A 14,503-nucleotide genomic window follows, 5' to 3' on the forward strand; every position below is an offset into this window, starting at 1 on the left:
CGCCTACGCCCAGGCGCTGGCCGACGAGCGGCGCGACGACGTGCGCGCCGTCCTGGAGTCGTGGACCTCGGTCCGCGACGCCCTCACCCCGGCCCGCTGTCGGGCGCGGGGGGGGGGGGGGGGGGGGGGGCCCCCCCCCCCCCCCCCCCCCCCCCCCCCGACGTGGCCGGGGCGTCCTTCGAACCGGTCGCGCGGTGTGCGGCCCGGGCGTTCTCCGGGGACAGGTTCTCCGGTGCGGCGACGGTTCCGACGTCGGAGATGTTCTGGTCGGTCATCAGTTCCCCTTCACGGCGGTGGCCAGCGCCTGGTCCAGGTCCCACAGCACGTCCTCGACGTCCTCCAGGCCCACGCTGATGCGGATGAGGTCCTCCGGGACGCCGGCGGCCTGCAGCTGCTCCGGCGACAGCTGCTGGTGGGTCGTGGAGGCCGGGTGCAGCACGAGGGTGCGCGCATCGCCGATGTTGGCCAGGTGCGAGCACAGCTGGCAGCTCTCGATGAACCTTTCCCCGGCCGCGCGGCCGCCGACGACACCGAACGAGAACACCGCGCCCGGCCCCTCGGGCAGGTACTGCCGGGCGCGCCCGTGGTGCGGGTGCGAGGGCAGCCCGGAGTAGCGGACCCAGGACACCCGCTCGTCGGCCTCCAGCCAGGCCGCGACGCGCTGGGCGTTGGCGACGTGCTCACGCATCCGCTGCGGCAGCGTCTCCACACCCATGAGCAGCAGGAACGCCGAGTGCGGCGACAGGGTCGCGCCGATGTCGCGCAGCTGCTCGCTGCGCAGCTTGGTCAGGAAGCCGTACTCGGCGAAGTTGCCCCACCAGCTCAGGCCGCCGTAGGAGGCGACCGGCTCGGTCATCGCCGGGAACCTGCCGTTGTCCCACGGGAAGGTGCCGGCGTCGATCACCACACCACCCAGCGTGGTGCCGTGGCCGCCGAGGAACTTCGTGGCCGAGTGGATGACGATGTCGGCGCCGTGCTCGATGGGGCGGCACAGGTACGGCGTGGCCGTGGTGGCGTCGACGACCAGCGGGATGCCGGCCTCGTGGGCGACGTCGGCCAGGGCGCGGACGTCGGCGATGACGGTGGAGGGGTTGGCGACCAGCTCGGTGAAGACGAAGCGGGTCTTGTCGGTGATCGCGGCGCGCACCGTCTCGGGCTCGGGGTCGACGAACACGGTGTCGACGCCGAAGCGGCGCAGCGTCACGTCGAGCTGGGTGACCGTCCCGCCGTAGAGGTTGTTGGAGGCCACGACGTGGTCGCCGGCGCCGGCCAGGGCGGCGAAGGTCAGGAACTCCGCCGACTGCCCGCTGGCGCAGGCCAAGGCGCCCAGGCCGCCCTCGAGGGAGGCCATCCGCTCCTCGAAGGCCGCCACCGTCGGGTTGGAGATGCGCGAGTAGATGTTGCCGTACTTCTGCAGCGCGAAGAGGTTGGCGGCGTCGGCGGCGTCCTCGAAGACGAAGCTGGTCGTCTGGAAGATCGGGACGGCCCGCGCGCCCGTCGTCGGCTCCGGGACCGCGCCCGCGTGCACGGCGCGGGTGCGGAAGCCCCAGCTGCGGTCGTTCGGGCTGCTCTCTGCACTGCTCACAGGGGCGATCCTGCCACCCGGGGCGCCCGCGGTCGCCGCCTACACTCCACCCGTGGCCGGACGCATCCATCCAGACGATCTGATCGCGGTCAAGGAGCGGGTCCGGCTCGACGAGGTCGTCGGCGAGCAGGTCGCGCTGCGCTCCGGCGGGGTCGGCTCCTTCAAGGGCCTGTGCCCCTTCCACGACGAGCGCACCCCCAGCTTCACGGTCCGCCCCGCGACCGGACGCTGGCGCTGCTTCGGCTGCGGGGAGTCCGGCGACGCCATCGAGTTCGTCATGAAGATCGACGGCCTCGGGTTCGCCGACGCCGTGGAGCGCCTGGCCCAGCGCGCCGGCGTCCAGCTGCGCTACGTCGACGACGGCGGCCGCGCCGCCCAGCGGCCGGCGGGCAACGCCGGCCAGCGGCAGCGACTGCTGGAGATGCACAAGGTCGCCGAGGAGTTCTACAGCCGCCAGCTGGAGGCCCCCGGCCCGGCCGAGACGGCGCGCGGTTTCCTGGCCGCGCGCGGGTTCAGCCGTGAGGACGCCGCCCGGTTCGGGGTGGGTTTCGCGCCCAACACGGGCGATGCGCTGCTGCGTCAGTTGCGCGCCAAAGGGTTCGGTGAGGAAGAACTGGTCACCTCGGGCCTGGCCGGGCAGAGCCAGCGGGGGCTGTACGACCGGTTCCGCGGCCGGTTGGTGTGGCCGATCCGGGACGTGTCGGGGCACACGGTGGCCTTCGGGGCGCGCCGGCTGTTCGACGACGACCGCATCGAGGCCAAGTACCTGAACTCCCCGGAGACCCCGGTCTACAAGAAGTCGCAGGCGCTGTACGGCCTGGACCTGGCCAAGCGGGAGATCTCGCGCACCAAGCGCGTCGTGGTGGTCGAGGGCTACACCGACGTCATGGCCTGCCACCTGTCCGGGGTCGGCACCGCCGTCGCCACCTGCGGGACGGCGTTCGGCGAGGAGCACGCCCGGATCGTCCAGCGGATGCTGGGCGAGCCCGACGGCTCGGCCGAGGTCGTCTTCACCTTCGACGGCGACGCGGCCGGGCAGAAGGCCGCGATGAAGGCCTACGAGCTGGACCAGAGGTTCAGCGCGCAGACCTACGTGGCCGTCGCCCCGAACGGCCAGGACCCCTGCGACCTGCGGTTGTCGGCCGGGGAGACCGCTGTGGCGCAACTGGTCGACGGCCGGGTGCCGCTGTTCGAGTTCGCCATCCGCTCCACCATCGAACGCTTCGACCTGAACTCCGAGAACGGCCGCCTCGCGGCGCTGGACGCGGCCGCGCCGATCGTCGGCGCGATCCGCGACCGCGGCCTGCAGCAGCGCTACGCGATCAACCTGGACCGCTGGACGGGGTTCCTCGACGAGCGGTTCGTCCTGGACCGGGTGCGGCGCGCGTCCGGGAACCCCCCGCAGCACCAGGGCAGGCCGCCGCAGCAGCCGGCCCCCCGGCCGGCGGTGGACCTGAACGACCCCGTGGCCCAGCTGGAGCGGCAGGTGCTGTCCTGCGTGCTGCAGGCGCCGTGGGCGGTCGCCGAGGTCTTCGACGCCCTCGAGCAGGACGCGTTCGGCGCGCCCGGGCACCGCGCCGTCCACGACGCCGTCGTGGCCGCCGGGGGGCCGGTGGAGGCACCGCAGGGACCGGCGTGGCTGGCCTCGGTGCTGGAGTACGCCGACGGCCCGGTCGCGGCGCTCGTCGACGAGCTGGCCGCCACCGACCTGCCCGTCACCAGCGAGGAGGAGCTGGAGCGCTGGGGGCGGTCGCTGGTGGCGGCGCTGGCCGGGCAGTCGGCCACCCGCGCGGTGGCCGAGGCGCGGCGGGCGCTGCAACGACTGGACCCGGCCGGTCAGGCCGAGGAGTACCAGGCGGCCTCGGCGGAGCTGTTCCGGCTGGAGGCGGCCCGGCGGACCTGGCAGGAACGGGCGCAGGGACTGGGGTGAGGGCCCCGGTGCTGCCCCGGTGCTGCCCCGGCGGCACCCCGGCGGCACCACGGCGTCGCCACGCGCGGGGGCGTCACGGACTGGCCCGCAGGGCTGGTAACGTTGGACGCGTCGTCACGGGGGGTTCACCTCCTGCGGACGTCAAGTAGTCCCGCATAGCTCAATTGGCAGAGCAGCCGGCTGTTAACCGGCAGGTTGTTGGTTCGAGTCCAACTGCGGGAGCTTCCGCGAAGGGGGCGCACCGGTCGGTGCGCCCCCTTCGCGCGTCCCGGGGAGCCCGGCGTGCGGGACGAGCCGGCCGACCCGGCAGCACCCGGGGGTCGCTGGCGGACACCTGCAGGATTTCGTGACAGGTGGCCTCTTCGGGAGGATCGTGCTGCGGCATGGACGCACTGGCCCAGCCGGCCGACCTCGACCTGGAGTGGGGGGACTCGGAGTGGGCCGGTCCCGCGTGGACCGTCCCGGTCGAACCCGTGGCCGCCGGACCGCTCGCCGCCGCAGCGGCGCCGGTCGATCCCGTGGTCGCGGTGGCCGAGCGGCTGGCCGAGGCGGCACTGGGGATGGTGGACGTCCTGTCGGTCCACCTGGGGGACCGGCTGGGTCTCTACCGCGCGCTCGCCGGCGCCGCGGCCACTCCCGCCCAGCTCGCCCACGCCACCGGCAGCCAGCCGCGCTACGTCCTGGAGTGGTGTCGCCAGCAGGCCGTGACGGGTTTCCTGCAGTCACGTCCCGACGGCCGCTACGCGCTGGCTCCCGGGGTCGCCGAGGTCCTGCTCGACGAGCACCACCTGCGCTACAGCGCACCGCTGGCGCGGATGCTGGCCGGGCTCGCCGTGCAGGTCCCGCGACTCGTCGAGGCCTACCGGACCGGTGGGGGCCTGAGGTGGGCGGAGTTCGGCGCCGACGTGCGCGAGGCGCGGGCCGCGGCGCGCCGGCCCTGGTTCGAGAGCGCGCTCGTGGACGCGGTGAACTCCGAACCGCGGCTGGCCGCGCGGTTCGCCTCCGCCGGCCGGATCGCGGACATCGGCTGCAGGGCGGCGTGGTCCAGCATCGCGATGGCGCGTGGCTGGCCGGCGGCCGAGGTGGTCGGGTTCGAGGGGGACGAACTGTCGGTCGTGCTGGCCCGCGACAACGTCCACGCCGCGGGGCTGCGCGGCCGCGTCGAGATCCGTCGTTCCGGCCTCGCCGACCTCGCCGGTACGGCCGCACCGGGTGCGGTGGGCGGCTTCGACCTGGTCACCGCGTTCGATTCGGTGCACGAGACGCCCCACCCGGTGGCGGTCCTGCGGGCTGCGCGGGAGGCGCTGGCCCCGGGCGGGGCGGTGCTGGTCGTCGAGGAGGCGGTGGGCGACGTCCCCGGCCCGGTGGGCGATCCCGCCGAACGGATGCTGCACGGTCTGAGCCTGCTGGGGAGCCTGCCCGACGCCATGACGGCCGGGGGCTCGGCGGCCACCGGCACGGTGATGCGCCCCGCGACGCTGGCCACGTACGCGGGGGAGGCGGGTTTCTCCGTCGTCGAGCCGCTGCCGGTCCAGGGGTGCGCCCGGCTGGGGTTCACGTTGCTGCTGCCGTGAGGCGGGAGGGGTGACAGCGGTCCGGGGGTGGAGGATCCTGCGGGGGCATGGACACACTGGCAGAGCCGGCGACGACGCCGGCCGGCGCGGACCCTGCCGCCGCCCTCGCCGAGCGGCTGGGCAACGCCTGCGTGGAGATGATGGACGTGCTCTCGGTCCACCTCGGGGACCGGCTGGGGTGGTACCGGTCCCTGGCCGCGGCCCCCCGCAGCGCCGAGGAACTGGCCGCCGCGACCGGGACGCAGCCCCGGTACGCCCTGGAGTGGTGCCGGCAGCAGGTGGCCACGGGGCTGCTCACGGAGGAGGGGGAGGGCCGGTACCGGTCGGCCCCCGGGGTCGCCGAGGTGGTGGTCGACGAGCACAGCCTGCTGTACACGGCCGCGATGTGCCGGCAGGTCGTGGGGTTCGCCGCCCAGGTGCCGGCGCTGCTGCACGCCTACCGCCACGGCGGCGGGGTCAGCTGGGAGCAGTTCGGCCCGGACGTCCTGCAGGCGCAGGCGGACATGAACCGGCCCTGGTTCGAGCGGGAGCTGGCCGGGGCGATGGCGTCGGTCCCGGAACTGGCCGACCGGCTCGCCGGGACGCCGCGGATCGCCGACATCGGCTGCGGCGCCGCCTGGTCGACCATCGCCATGGCCGAGGGGTGGCCGTCGGCGCACGTGGTGGGGATCGACGTCGACGAGCCGTCGGTGGCGCTGGGCGGGCGCAACGTCGAGCAGGCCGGGCTGGCCGACCGGGTCGAGGTCCGGCTGGCCGACGCCGCCGCGTTGCCGGACGCGGGCACGTTCGACCTCGTGACCGCGTTCGAGTGCGTGCACGACCTGCCGTACCCGGTGGCGGTGCTGGAGTCGGCGCGCCGGGCCCTGGCGCCGGGAGGGGCCGTGCTCGTCGTCGACGAGGCCGTCGGCGACGTGCCCGCACCGCCCGGTGACCTCCTCGAGCGGCTGATGCACGGCTTCAGCATCCTGTGCTGCCTGCCCGACTCGATGACGCACGAGGGCTCGGCCGCCACCGGCACCGTCATGCGCCCGGCGACCCTGGCCGGCTACGCCCACGAGGCGGGCTTCTCGAGGGTGACGCAGCTGCCGGTCGAGGGTTTCGCGTTCTTCCGGTTCACGCTGCTGGAGCCGTGACCCGGGCGCCCGGGCAACTCGGTACGCTCCCGGGGTGGGCCGGTGCCGGCCCGCGCCCGGGGCGGTAGCTCAGCCGGTCAGAGCAGGGAACTCATAATTCCTCGGTCGTGGGTTCGAGCCCCACCCGCCCCACCCCGCGGCCCGGTCCGCCGGAGGTCGTCGTGTCATCGTGCGCGATCCTCGATCACCGAGCAGGATCGAGGAGTGATGCTGAGACTGCCCGGGACGTACCGGGCGCAGGGAGACACGTCCCTGCTGGCCGAGACGTTGACCCGCCGGGGAACCGTCGTCGGCCACCGCGTGCTGGACGTGGGCACCGGAGGAGGGGCGCTGGCCCTGGCGGCGGTGCGGGCGGGCGCCCGCACGGTCACGGCCGTCGACCTGTCGCTGCGCGCGGTCCTGTCCGCCCGGCTCAACGGGATGCTGCACCGGGCACCGCTGCAGGTGCTGCGCGGCGACCTGTTCGCCCCGGTGCGGGGCCGGACCTTCGACGTCGTGCTCGCCAACCCGCCGTACGTCCCGGCCGAGACGGAGGTCCTGCCGCGGCACCGGCCCGGCCGCTCCTGGGACGGTGGACGTGACGGCCGCGCGGTCATCGACCGCATCCTCGAAGGCGTCCCCGCCGTCCTGGCTCCCGGCGGGCGGCTGCTCATGGTCCACTCCGCCCTGGCGGGGGAGGAGCAGACGCTGGACGGCCTGCGCCGGCAGGGTTTCGAGGCGGAGGTCGTGGCCCGGGCCGACGAGCCGTTCGGCCCGGTCATGCGGGGGCGCGCGGAGATGCTGCGCTCCCGGGGGCTGCTGGAGCCCGGGCAGACGCACGAGGAGCTCGTGGTGGTCGAGGCCGTCGCGCCGTCGCGCACGATCGACGTGCGGGGATCGGACCTGCAGGACGCGCGCGAGGGAGGCTTCGAGGATGTCGCCTGACCGGCCGCACCGTGTCGTCGTCACCGACGGGCCCCTGCTGGTGGAGGGCCCGGTCGACATCGACCTGCCCGACGGCCGGCGCGTCAGCTCGCAGCGTCCCGTGACCGCCGTGTGCGTGTGCGGGCGCAGCGCCCGCTACCCCATCTGCGACACCAGTCACCGCACCCGCCGACCGAAGAAGTCCGAGGAGACGTCGTGACCACCTCCGTCACCAGCCCCGTGCGCCGTGCGGCGCCCGTCCTGCCGCAGGCCCGCGGTCCCCTCAGCGCCGCGGTGCTGCGGTACCTGCGCGAGCCGGGCGCGGACCTGCCCCTGGCGCGGGAGGTCGCCGGCGCCGACCCCTTCGGCGCCGACCTGCAGCTGGCCCTGTACGTCTGCTACGAGCTGCACTACCGGGGTTTCGCCGGTGTCGGGGACGACCTCGAGTGGGCGCCGGAACTGCTCGCCTTCCGGCGGGAGCTGGAGTCGGTGTTCCTCCCGGCGTTGCGGGCGGCCGTCCCCGGTGGCGACGACGTCGCCGCCGAGGTGACGTCGCTGATCACCGAGGTTCCGGGGGAGGCGGGCCTGTCGCACCACCTGCGGCGCCGTGGTGAGCTCTGGCAGTTCCGCGAGTACATCGCGATGCGTTCGGCCTACCACCTCAAGGAGGCCGATCCGCAGGCGTGGGTGATCCCGCGGCTGGAGGGAGCGGCCAAGGCGGCGCTCGTCTCGGTCGAGCACGACGAGTACGGCGCCGGCCGTGGGGAAGCCATGCACGCCAGGTTGTTCGGCGACATGATGCTCGAACTCGGGCTCAGCGACGAGTACGGTGCCTACCTCGACCACGCTCCCGCGGAGGTCCTGGCCGAGGTGAACTTCATGTCCATGGCCGGCCTGCACCGCTCCCTGCGGGGCGCGCTCGTCGGGCAGTTCGCCGTCGTGGAACTCACGTCCTCACCCGGTTCGGCGCGACTGGTCGCGGCCGCCCAGCGACTGGGCCTGGGGCCGGCGACGATCGGGTTCTACGCCGAGCACGTGGAGGCCGACGCCGTCCACGAGCAGGTCGTGCGGCACGGCATCATCGCGCCGCTGGTGGAGCAGGACCCCGCGATGGCCGCCGACGTGGTGTTCGGCATGCAGGCCGCCACCCACCTGGACGAGCGGCTGGGGGGACGCCTCATGGCCGCGTGGGCCGCGGGGGAGTCGGCGCTGGTGCGGGAGCTGGAACCGGTGGGCTGAACCGGCCCGGGCTCACCAGAGCTTCTTCCCCCACGAGAACCCCTTGAACAACCGCACGTGGACCCGGCCGTTGCTGGAGACGGTCAGCCGGCCGAAGCGCTTGGACACGCTCGCCCCGCGTTCGCTCAGGTGCGCGTCGAACCCGCGGCCGAGGCGTCTGGTGCGGCGGAAGCGGAAGGGCACGGTCGGCTCCTGGGGCAGGTGAGGGGGTCGGTTACCGGTCCAACGCGCGGGGACGCCGGAGCGTCCCCGGCGGTGCGCTCTCGCTAGTGGGCGGCTCGAGCGCGCAGCAGCTGCAGGACCCGTCCGCGGGGCGTGTGGATCCTCCGGGGCGGCACGGGCGTCGTGGCGTGCACGACGATCGGCCAGCCCGCCGGTGCAGCCGGCCAGGACGGGTCGGGGCGCCAGCCGGCGGGCGGCAGCCACCCGTCGGGGGCGGCCGGCCAGCCGGGGGCCGGGTTGAAGCGTGCAGCCATGGTTCTGGAGTACCTCTCGGTGCCGTGCGACACGGACGTCAGCTGGTGTCCTCCAGGAGTTCGGGCTGCGGGCGGTGTGACGACAGCCGCTGATCGGGTGACCCCCGGTCGCTCACAGGGCCCGGCCCATGGCCGCCAGCACCTGCGGCAGGGTCGGCGCCCCCGTGGCGCGGAAGACCTCGGCGCCGGCGGCGGTGCGCACCACGACGGTGGGGGTGCTCAGCACGCCGGCCGCCGCCGCCCGTTCGGTCTGGTCGGCGACGTCGACCTCCTCGACGCGGGCCTGCGGCACCAGCCGGCCCGCCTCGGCGACGACGGCGCGGGCCGCGCGGCAGGGGGCGCAGAAGGCGGAGGTGAACAGCTCGAGGACCACGGTGGGGCAACGCCGTGGGCGGCCGGCGGCTTCCCGGGCGACGCCCTCGCCCGGCGGGCAGCCGCCGGGGGGCTCAGAGCAGGTAGCGGTAGAGCGGTTCGGCCGCCGAGATCCGCTCGAACGTGGGGGGAGCGGCGGCCATCCGCGCCAGCAGTCCGGGCAGGTCCTCCGGGCCGGGGATCTCGATGCCCACCAGCGCCGGCCCGAACTCGCGGTTGCTGCGCTTGACGTACTCGAACAGCGTGATGTCGTCGTCCGGGCCGAGCACCTCGTCGAGGAACCGCCGCAGGGCACCGGGTTCCTGCGGGAAGTCGACCAGGAAGTAGTGCTTGCGCCCCTCGTGGACCAGGGCGCGCTCGATGATCTCGGCGTAGCGGCTGACGTCGTTGTTGCCGCCGGAGACGACGGCCACGACGCTCTGCCCGCGCTCGACCTGCACCGCACCGGCCAGCGCGGCCGTGGCCAGGGCACCGGCGGGTTCGGCGATGATGCCGTCGGTCTGGTACATCGCGAGCATCTCGACGCAGATCGCCCCCTCGGGCACGGCGACGAGTTCGACGTCGTGCCCGGCGACGACGGCGTGCGTCACGTCGCCGACGCGGCGCACCGAGGCGCCGTCGACGAACGTGTCGAGGTCGTCCAGCTTGACCGGCCCACCGGACTTCAGGGCCGCCGCCATGGACTGCGCCCCCTCGGGTTCGACGCCGACCACGCGCACGTGCGGGTGCCGTTCACGCACCCAGGTCAGCACACCGGCCAGCAGCCCACCGCCGCCGACGGGGACCACCAGGACGTCCGGCGGGGCCTCCCCGAGGTCGGCGAGCTGGGCGAAGACCTCCACGGCGACCGTCCCCTGACCCGTCAGCGTCCGGACGTCGTCGAAGGCCGGGACCATCGTCGCGCCGGTGCGTTCGGCGTCGGTGGCCGCTGCCGCGGCCGAGTCGTCGTAGGTGTCGCCGAGCACGATGGTCTCGACGAACTCCTGGCCGAGGGCCGCGATGCGGTCCCGCTTCTGGCGCGGTGTCGTGCGCGGCACGTAGATGCGTCCGCGCACCCGCAGGGCCGCGCACGCGTAGGCCAGTCCCTGCGCGTGGTTGCCGGCGCTGGCGGTCACGACGCCCCGCTCGCGCTGCTCGCCGGTGAGCTGGGCGACGAGGTTGTAGGCCCCGCGCAGCTTGTAGGAGCGCACGACCTGCAGGTCCTCGCGCTTGACCCGCACGTGCGCCTCGGTGATCGCCGACCAGCGGGCGTTGGTGCTCAGCGGCGTGCGGGTCACCACCGGGGACAGCCGCTGGGCCGCGGCCTCGACGTCCGCGGCGGTGGGCAGCACGGTGGTCAGCGCGGTGGGCACGGCGTCGAGCGACATGGGGAGGATCCTGCCCGTGCCACCCGGGCCGTGGCCAACGGGGGTGCACTCCGGCGGGCGGGGGGAGGAAGGTGCGCCGGACCGGGAAGCGCCTCACGGCGCATCGCCGCTCGTAGCGGCTTCACTTGGGACCCGGGGCTACCGCGGCCCGACGCCCTCCCATTGTAACGAGACGGCTTCGGGTGCCAACCCTCGCCGTGTCCCGGATCAGCCGAGTTCGCCGGCTCGCCAGCGCGTGGCGACGTGCTCGAGCTGTTCGGCCGTGCGCAGCAGCCGGGCGGCCGACCGGGTCAGCGTGGTCGCGGCGTCCTCCTCGGTGGGGGGCACGAGGGCGTCGGCGTGGTGGGCGCGGCCGACGGCCAGGATGCGGCAGAAGGCGGCCGCCCGCTCCAGCGTCACCGCGAAGTCCCCCTCGGCCACGCCGGTCAGCACGGCGTCGACGACGGCGACGACCTCCTCGGGGCCGGGGGGGTCGGCGACCCCGGCGACGACCTCGAGCACGGGTGCGTGCCGACGGCCCTCGGCGTACTGGCGGGAGACCGCCACGGGCTGGCGCAGCACCCAGGTGCGCAGGACGTACAGCCGCCACAGGGCGCCGGCCAGGGAGTCGGCGGGCGCGTCGGCCCACAGCTCGGCGATGACCTCCAGCCCTTCGTCCTGCGCGAGGCGGACGACGCGCCGGGTCACCTCGGCGTCCCGGGCGCTGCGGGCGCCGTGGACCAGGGCGCTGGCCGCGGCGTGCGCCGCCTCCTGGACGGCCGAGGGGTCGACCCCGCCGGCGATGGCGACGATCGCGTCGTCGCCGGGCATGGCGGGGCGGTGGTGGCGGCGGGAGGGCTGTGCGGGATCTGGCACCCGACGATGGTGTCACCGGGCTCCGACCCCGACGAATCGGCTCCGGGGGCCCCGACGGCGCGGGGGACCGGCGCCCTCGGAGCGGGTGTCAGCCGCGGAAGGGCGGCGGCGGAGCGGCCAGGGTGGCGCGCGGGCAGTCCTGCAGGCGCAGGCCGCCGTGGCCGAGCGCCTCGTCGCACAACGACTCCACGCTCCAGCCGAGCTGGCTGCCGAAGAGCGTGACCGTCACGCGGTAGATGGTGATCTCGTACTTGGTCGGGGTGCCGTAGGCGACGTGGATGCGGCCGATGAGCTCGGCGCCGGCGGCGTTCTCCGGGCCGTTCCACGGGCGGTCGTAGCGGCTCCACAGCGAGGGGCCGGCCTGCCAGACCCCGCCGTTCTGCACGTCCCGCAGGGCCAGCTCCACGAGGACGTCGCGGGCCGCCTCCTCCGGGACGATCGCGGCCGGGCGGATGACCTCGGAGATCTCACCTGCGGCGGCGCGGGGCGCGGGCCGGTCGAGCTGGTCGTCCACGCGGATCTCCTCGGAGCGGGCGGGTACGGGGCGGTCGGGGTGTCCATCGGCACGGACGGGTGCCGGCCTGAGTCGTCCGCGGCTCGTGGAGGAAGTGTGGGGGCGGTGGTCCGCACGGTGATCGGTGAGGCATGATGACCGGGTACGAAGCAACACGCCTAGTAGTTGAAACGCCACAGCCAGTCGCTTCTGTGTGACGTGAGGTCGTAGGGGAAGACGTTCCTCACACCGACGCAGAAGGAGACAACGGCATGTCCGGTGCGACGACCCGCGGCGTGCTCTTCGTGCACTCCGCACCGCGAGCGCTCGTCCCGCACATCGAGTGGGCAGCCGGCGGTGTCCTCGGTGTGCGCACGTCCTTCGACTGGACGAGCCAGCCGGTCGCTCAGGGCTGCCTGCGGGCCGAGGTCTCCTGGCAGGCGCCGCAGGGCAGCGGTGCCCTGCTGGCCTCCGCACTGCGCGGCTGGGCGCACCTGCGCTTCGAGGTGACCGAGGAACCGTCCCCGGGCTGCGACGGCGGCCGCTGGAGCCACACCCCCACGCTGGGGATCTTCCACGCCGTCACCGACGTCCACGGCAACGTCCAGGTCCCCGAGGACCGCGTCCACGCAGCGATGGCGCTGCTGGCCAACGGTGAGGCGGGCGCCGCGCGGCGCGCCCTCGCGCTGGCCGTCGGCGAGGCCTGGGACTGCGAGCTCGAGGCCTTCCGCCACGCCGGCGACGACACCCCCGTGCGCTGGCTGAACCAGGTCGGCTGACCCCGGCGATCGAGGGGTCAGCCCCTGCGGTCGAGGACTCGAAGCGTCGTCGAGTCCTCGACCGCAGGGGCTGACGGAGCCGGCGCGCAGCGCCGGACCTCGAGCGCGGGGTGGATCCCGCAGGTCAGTACGCGGCGAAGACCGCGCTGACGTTGTGGCCGCCGAAGCCGAAGGCGTTGTTCAGGCCGATGAGGCGGCCCTGCGCCGGCAGCGGACGCGGGTCCTTGCGGACCACGTCGAGGCTGACCTCGGGGTCGAGGTCGTCGACGTTGATGGTCGGCGGGGCCATCCGGTCGCGCAGGGCGAGGATCGTGAAGATGCTCTCCACCGCGCCGGCTGCGCCGAGCAGGTGCCCGGTCATCGACTTGGTCGCCGACACCGCGATGCCGTCGACGGCGTCACCCAGGGCCAGCCGCAGGCCCTTGTCCTCGGCGACGTCCCCGACCGGGGTCGAGGTCGCGTGCGCGTTGACGTGGACGATGTCGGCCGGGCTCACACCCGCCTGCGCCAGGCCGTCCAGGATCGCCCGGCTGACCCCGGCGCCCTCCGGTTCGGGAGCGGCGACGTGGTAGGCGTCGGCCGACAGTCCGGTGCCCAGGACCTCGGCGTGGATGCGCGCACCGCGGGCGGTGGCGTGCTCCTCGGACTCCAGGACCAGGATCCCGGCGCCCTCACCCAGGACGAAGCCGTCGCGGCCGGTGTCGAAGGGGCGGGAGGCGCGCTCGGGGTCCTCGTTGCGCCGGGACATGGCGTGCATCGAGGTGAACGAGGCGATGGGCAGCGGGTGGATCGCCGCTTCGGTGCCACCGCAGATGACGATGTCGGCGCGGCCGGTGCGGATCATGTCCACGCCGTAGGCGATGGCCTCGGCGCCCGAGGCGCACGCGCTGACGGGGGTGTGCGCGCCGGCGCGGGCGGTGAACTCGATGCTGATCGCGGCCGTCGGGCCGTTGGCCATGAGCATCGGCACCGTCAGCGGCAGGACGCGGCGGGCGCCCTTGGCCTTGAGGGTGTCGTAGGCCGTCAGCAGCGTCCAGATGCCGCCGATGCCGGTCGCGACGACCGATCCCAGCCGCAGCGGGTCCACCTCGGGGGAGCCGGCGTCGGCCCAGGCCTCGCGGGCCGCGATGACCGCGAACTGCTGGGACGGGTCCAGGCGCTTGATCTCGCGACGCTCGAGCACGCTGTCGGCGCGCACGGCGGCCTGGGCGGCGAAGGTCACGGGGAGCTCGAACTCCTCGATCCACGGGTCGCTGATCGGGCGGGCACCGGAACGGCCGGCGAGCGCGGCCTCCCAGCTGGTGCGGACGTCGCCGCCGAGCGGTGTCGTGGCGCCCAGCCCGGTGACGACGACGCGGCGCGACGAACTCGACGAGGTCGACGGGGTCGTGGTCATGGTCGGTCAGCTCCTCCTGAAGCTCTGACGGCGAACGGTGTCGGTGCGGGTGGCCGGCCCGCGGACGCGGGCCGGCCGGTCGTGCTGATCAGCCCTGCGCCTGCGAGATGTAGGCGACGGCGTCGCCCACGGTGCGCAGGTTCTTGACGTCCTCGTCGGGGATGCGGACGCCGAACTTCTCCTCCGCGTTCACGACGATCGTCATCATCGACAGCGAGTCGATGTCGAGGTCGTCGGTGAAGGACTTGTCCGACTGGACGCTGTCGGTGGGCAGGCCCGTCTCCTCGTTCACGATCTCGGCGAGACCGCTGAGGATCTCCTGCTCACTGGCCATGCGTTGCTCCTCCATCTGGTCGGCGCCCGCGGGGACGCCGGAACGACCCGACCGCGGGTGCGCGGTC

General features: G+C 74.4%; 16 protein-coding genes and 2 tRNA genes. 9 read left to right on the plus strand and 9 right to left on the minus strand.

The annotated features are described in order from the left end of the window. Positions 1–274: 274 nt before the first annotated feature. Positions 275–1,585: an O-acetylhomoserine aminocarboxypropyltransferase/cysteine synthase family protein gene (locus tag ACRYR2_RS18220; protein ID WP_432564316.1), complete on the minus strand. Its 1,311-nt coding sequence runs from the start codon at positions 1,583–1,585 to the stop codon at positions 275–277. Between the two features lie 52 nt (positions 1,586–1,637). On the opposite strand from ACRYR2_RS18220, the gene dnaG reads away from it, so the two are divergent. From dnaG to ACRYR2_RS18260, 8 genes are all read left to right on the plus strand, one after another. Then, the gene (gene dnaG, locus ACRYR2_RS18225; protein WP_432564317.1) at positions 1,638–3,515 is read left to right on the plus strand and encodes a DNA primase; all 1,878 of its coding nucleotides are present in this window, start codon (positions 1,638–1,640) and stop codon (positions 3,513–3,515) included. Between the two features lie 149 nt (positions 3,516–3,664). Then, positions 3,665–3,737 (plus strand) — tRNA-Asn (locus ACRYR2_RS18230). A 161-nt stretch (positions 3,738–3,898) separates the two neighbouring features. Beyond that, positions 3,899–5,089, plus strand: a complete 1,191-nt coding sequence (locus ACRYR2_RS18235; protein WP_432564318.1) for a class I SAM-dependent methyltransferase — start codon at positions 3,899–3,901, stop codon at positions 5,087–5,089. 47 nt (positions 5,090–5,136) lie between these two features. Further along, a complete protein-coding gene (locus tag ACRYR2_RS18240; RefSeq protein ID WP_432564319.1) occupies positions 5,137–6,222 on the plus strand; it encodes a class I SAM-dependent methyltransferase in 1,086 nt (361 codons plus the stop codon). A gap of 58 nt (positions 6,223–6,280) precedes the next feature. After that, positions 6,281–6,354: transfer RNA gene (locus ACRYR2_RS18245), tRNA-Ile, on the plus strand. A 75-nt stretch (positions 6,355–6,429) separates the two neighbouring features. Further along, positions 6,430–7,146, plus strand: coding sequence for a HemK2/MTQ2 family protein methyltransferase (locus ACRYR2_RS18250; protein ID WP_432564320.1), 717 nt, complete (start codon positions 6,430–6,432; stop codon positions 7,144–7,146). After that, positions 7,136–7,345: a CDGSH iron-sulfur domain-containing protein gene (locus ACRYR2_RS18255; protein ID WP_432564321.1), complete on the plus strand. Its 210-nt coding sequence runs from the start codon at positions 7,136–7,138 to the stop codon at positions 7,343–7,345. Before ACRYR2_RS18250 ends, ACRYR2_RS18255 begins: the two co-directional genes overlap by 11 nt. Further along, the gene (locus tag ACRYR2_RS18260; protein ID WP_432564322.1) at positions 7,342–8,364 is read left to right on the plus strand and encodes an iron-containing redox enzyme family protein; all 1,023 of its coding nucleotides are present in this window, start codon (positions 7,342–7,344) and stop codon (positions 8,362–8,364) included. Before ACRYR2_RS18255 ends, ACRYR2_RS18260 begins: the two co-directional genes overlap by 4 nt. 12 nt (positions 8,365–8,376) lie before the next feature. Here ACRYR2_RS18260 and ACRYR2_RS18265 read toward each other — a convergent pair whose 3' ends face one another. The 6 genes from ACRYR2_RS18265 to ACRYR2_RS18290 form a co-directional block, all read right to left on the minus strand. Then, on the minus strand, positions 8,377–8,547 hold the full coding sequence (locus ACRYR2_RS18265; protein ID WP_432564323.1) for a hypothetical protein: 171 nt from the start codon (positions 8,545–8,547) through the stop codon (positions 8,377–8,379). An 83-nt stretch (positions 8,548–8,630) separates the two neighbouring features. After that, positions 8,631–8,840, minus strand: a complete 210-nt coding sequence (locus tag ACRYR2_RS18270) for a hypothetical protein (RefSeq protein WP_432564324.1) — start codon at positions 8,838–8,840, stop codon at positions 8,631–8,633. A 112-nt stretch (positions 8,841–8,952) separates the two neighbouring features. Then, positions 8,953–9,213, minus strand: coding sequence for a thioredoxin domain-containing protein (locus ACRYR2_RS18275; protein ID WP_432564325.1), 261 nt, complete (start codon positions 9,211–9,213; stop codon positions 8,953–8,955). Positions 9,214–9,286: 73 nt separating this feature from the next. After that, positions 9,287–10,579: a threonine ammonia-lyase IlvA gene (gene ilvA / locus ACRYR2_RS18280; RefSeq protein WP_432564326.1), complete on the minus strand. Its 1,293-nt coding sequence runs from the start codon at positions 10,577–10,579 to the stop codon at positions 9,287–9,289. A gap of 207 nt (positions 10,580–10,786) precedes the next feature. Continuing rightward, positions 10,787–11,389, minus strand: a complete 603-nt coding sequence (locus ACRYR2_RS18285; protein WP_432564377.1) for a hypothetical protein — start codon at positions 11,387–11,389, stop codon at positions 10,787–10,789. Positions 11,390–11,522: 133 nt separating this feature from the next. After that, on the minus strand, positions 11,523–11,948 hold the full coding sequence (locus tag ACRYR2_RS18290) for a hypothetical protein (protein WP_432564327.1): 426 nt from the start codon (positions 11,946–11,948) through the stop codon (positions 11,523–11,525). A 251-nt stretch (positions 11,949–12,199) separates the two neighbouring features. Here ACRYR2_RS18290 and ACRYR2_RS18295 point away from each other — a divergent pair, with 251 nt between their 5' ends. After that, a complete protein-coding gene (locus tag ACRYR2_RS18295; RefSeq protein ID WP_432564328.1) occupies positions 12,200–12,706 on the plus strand; it encodes a DUF3145 domain-containing protein in 507 nt (168 codons plus the stop codon). 124 nt (positions 12,707–12,830) lie between these two features. Here ACRYR2_RS18295 and ACRYR2_RS18300 read toward each other — a convergent pair whose 3' ends face one another. Then, the gene (locus ACRYR2_RS18300) at positions 12,831–14,102 is read right to left on the minus strand and encodes a beta-ketoacyl-[acyl-carrier-protein] synthase family protein (protein ID WP_432564329.1); all 1,272 of its coding nucleotides are present in this window, start codon (positions 14,100–14,102) and stop codon (positions 12,831–12,833) included. Positions 14,103–14,190: 88 nt separating this feature from the next. After that, entirely contained in the window at positions 14,191–14,436 is a 246-nt protein-coding gene (locus ACRYR2_RS18305) for an acyl carrier protein (RefSeq protein WP_432564330.1), read from the minus strand. Between the last annotated feature and the right edge of the window lie 67 nt (positions 14,437–14,503).

This window comes from Kineococcus deserti, assembly GCF_050871945.1.
Taxonomy (GTDB): Bacteria; Actinomycetota; Actinomycetes; order Actinomycetales; family Kineococcaceae; genus Kineococcus.

Excerpts from the sequence above, each read along its gene's own strand:
- ACRYR2_RS18255 (WP_432564321.1), top strand. The coding sequence starts at position 7,136 with ATGTCGCCTGACCGGCCGCACCGTGTCGTCGTCACCGACGGGCCCCTG.
- ACRYR2_RS18300 (WP_432564329.1), bottom strand. The coding sequence starts at position 14,102 with ATGACCACGACCCCGTCGACCTCGTCGAGTTCGTCGCGCCGCGTCGTC.
- ACRYR2_RS18295 (WP_432564328.1), top strand. The coding sequence starts at position 12,200 with ATGTCCGGTGCGACGACCCGCGGCGTGCTCTTCGTGCACTCCGCACCG.
- ACRYR2_RS18270 (WP_432564324.1), bottom strand. The coding sequence starts at position 8,840 with ATGGCTGCACGCTTCAACCCGGCCCCCGGCTGGCCGGCCGCCCCCGAC.
- ACRYR2_RS18250 (WP_432564320.1), top strand. The coding sequence starts at position 6,430 with ATGCTGAGACTGCCCGGGACGTACCGGGCGCAGGGAGACACGTCCCTG.
- ilvA (WP_432564326.1), bottom strand. The coding sequence starts at position 10,579 with ATGTCGCTCGACGCCGTGCCCACCGCGCTGACCACCGTGCTGCCCACC.
- ACRYR2_RS18235 (WP_432564318.1), top strand. The coding sequence starts at position 3,899 with ATGGACGCACTGGCCCAGCCGGCCGACCTCGACCTGGAGTGGGGGGAC.
- ACRYR2_RS18285 (WP_432564377.1), bottom strand. The coding sequence starts at position 11,389 with ATGCCCGGCGACGACGCGATCGTCGCCATCGCCGGCGGGGTCGACCCC.
- ACRYR2_RS18240 (WP_432564319.1), top strand. The coding sequence starts at position 5,137 with ATGGACACACTGGCAGAGCCGGCGACGACGCCGGCCGGCGCGGACCCT.
- ACRYR2_RS18305 (WP_432564330.1), bottom strand. The coding sequence starts at position 14,436 with ATGGCCAGTGAGCAGGAGATCCTCAGCGGTCTCGCCGAGATCGTGAAC.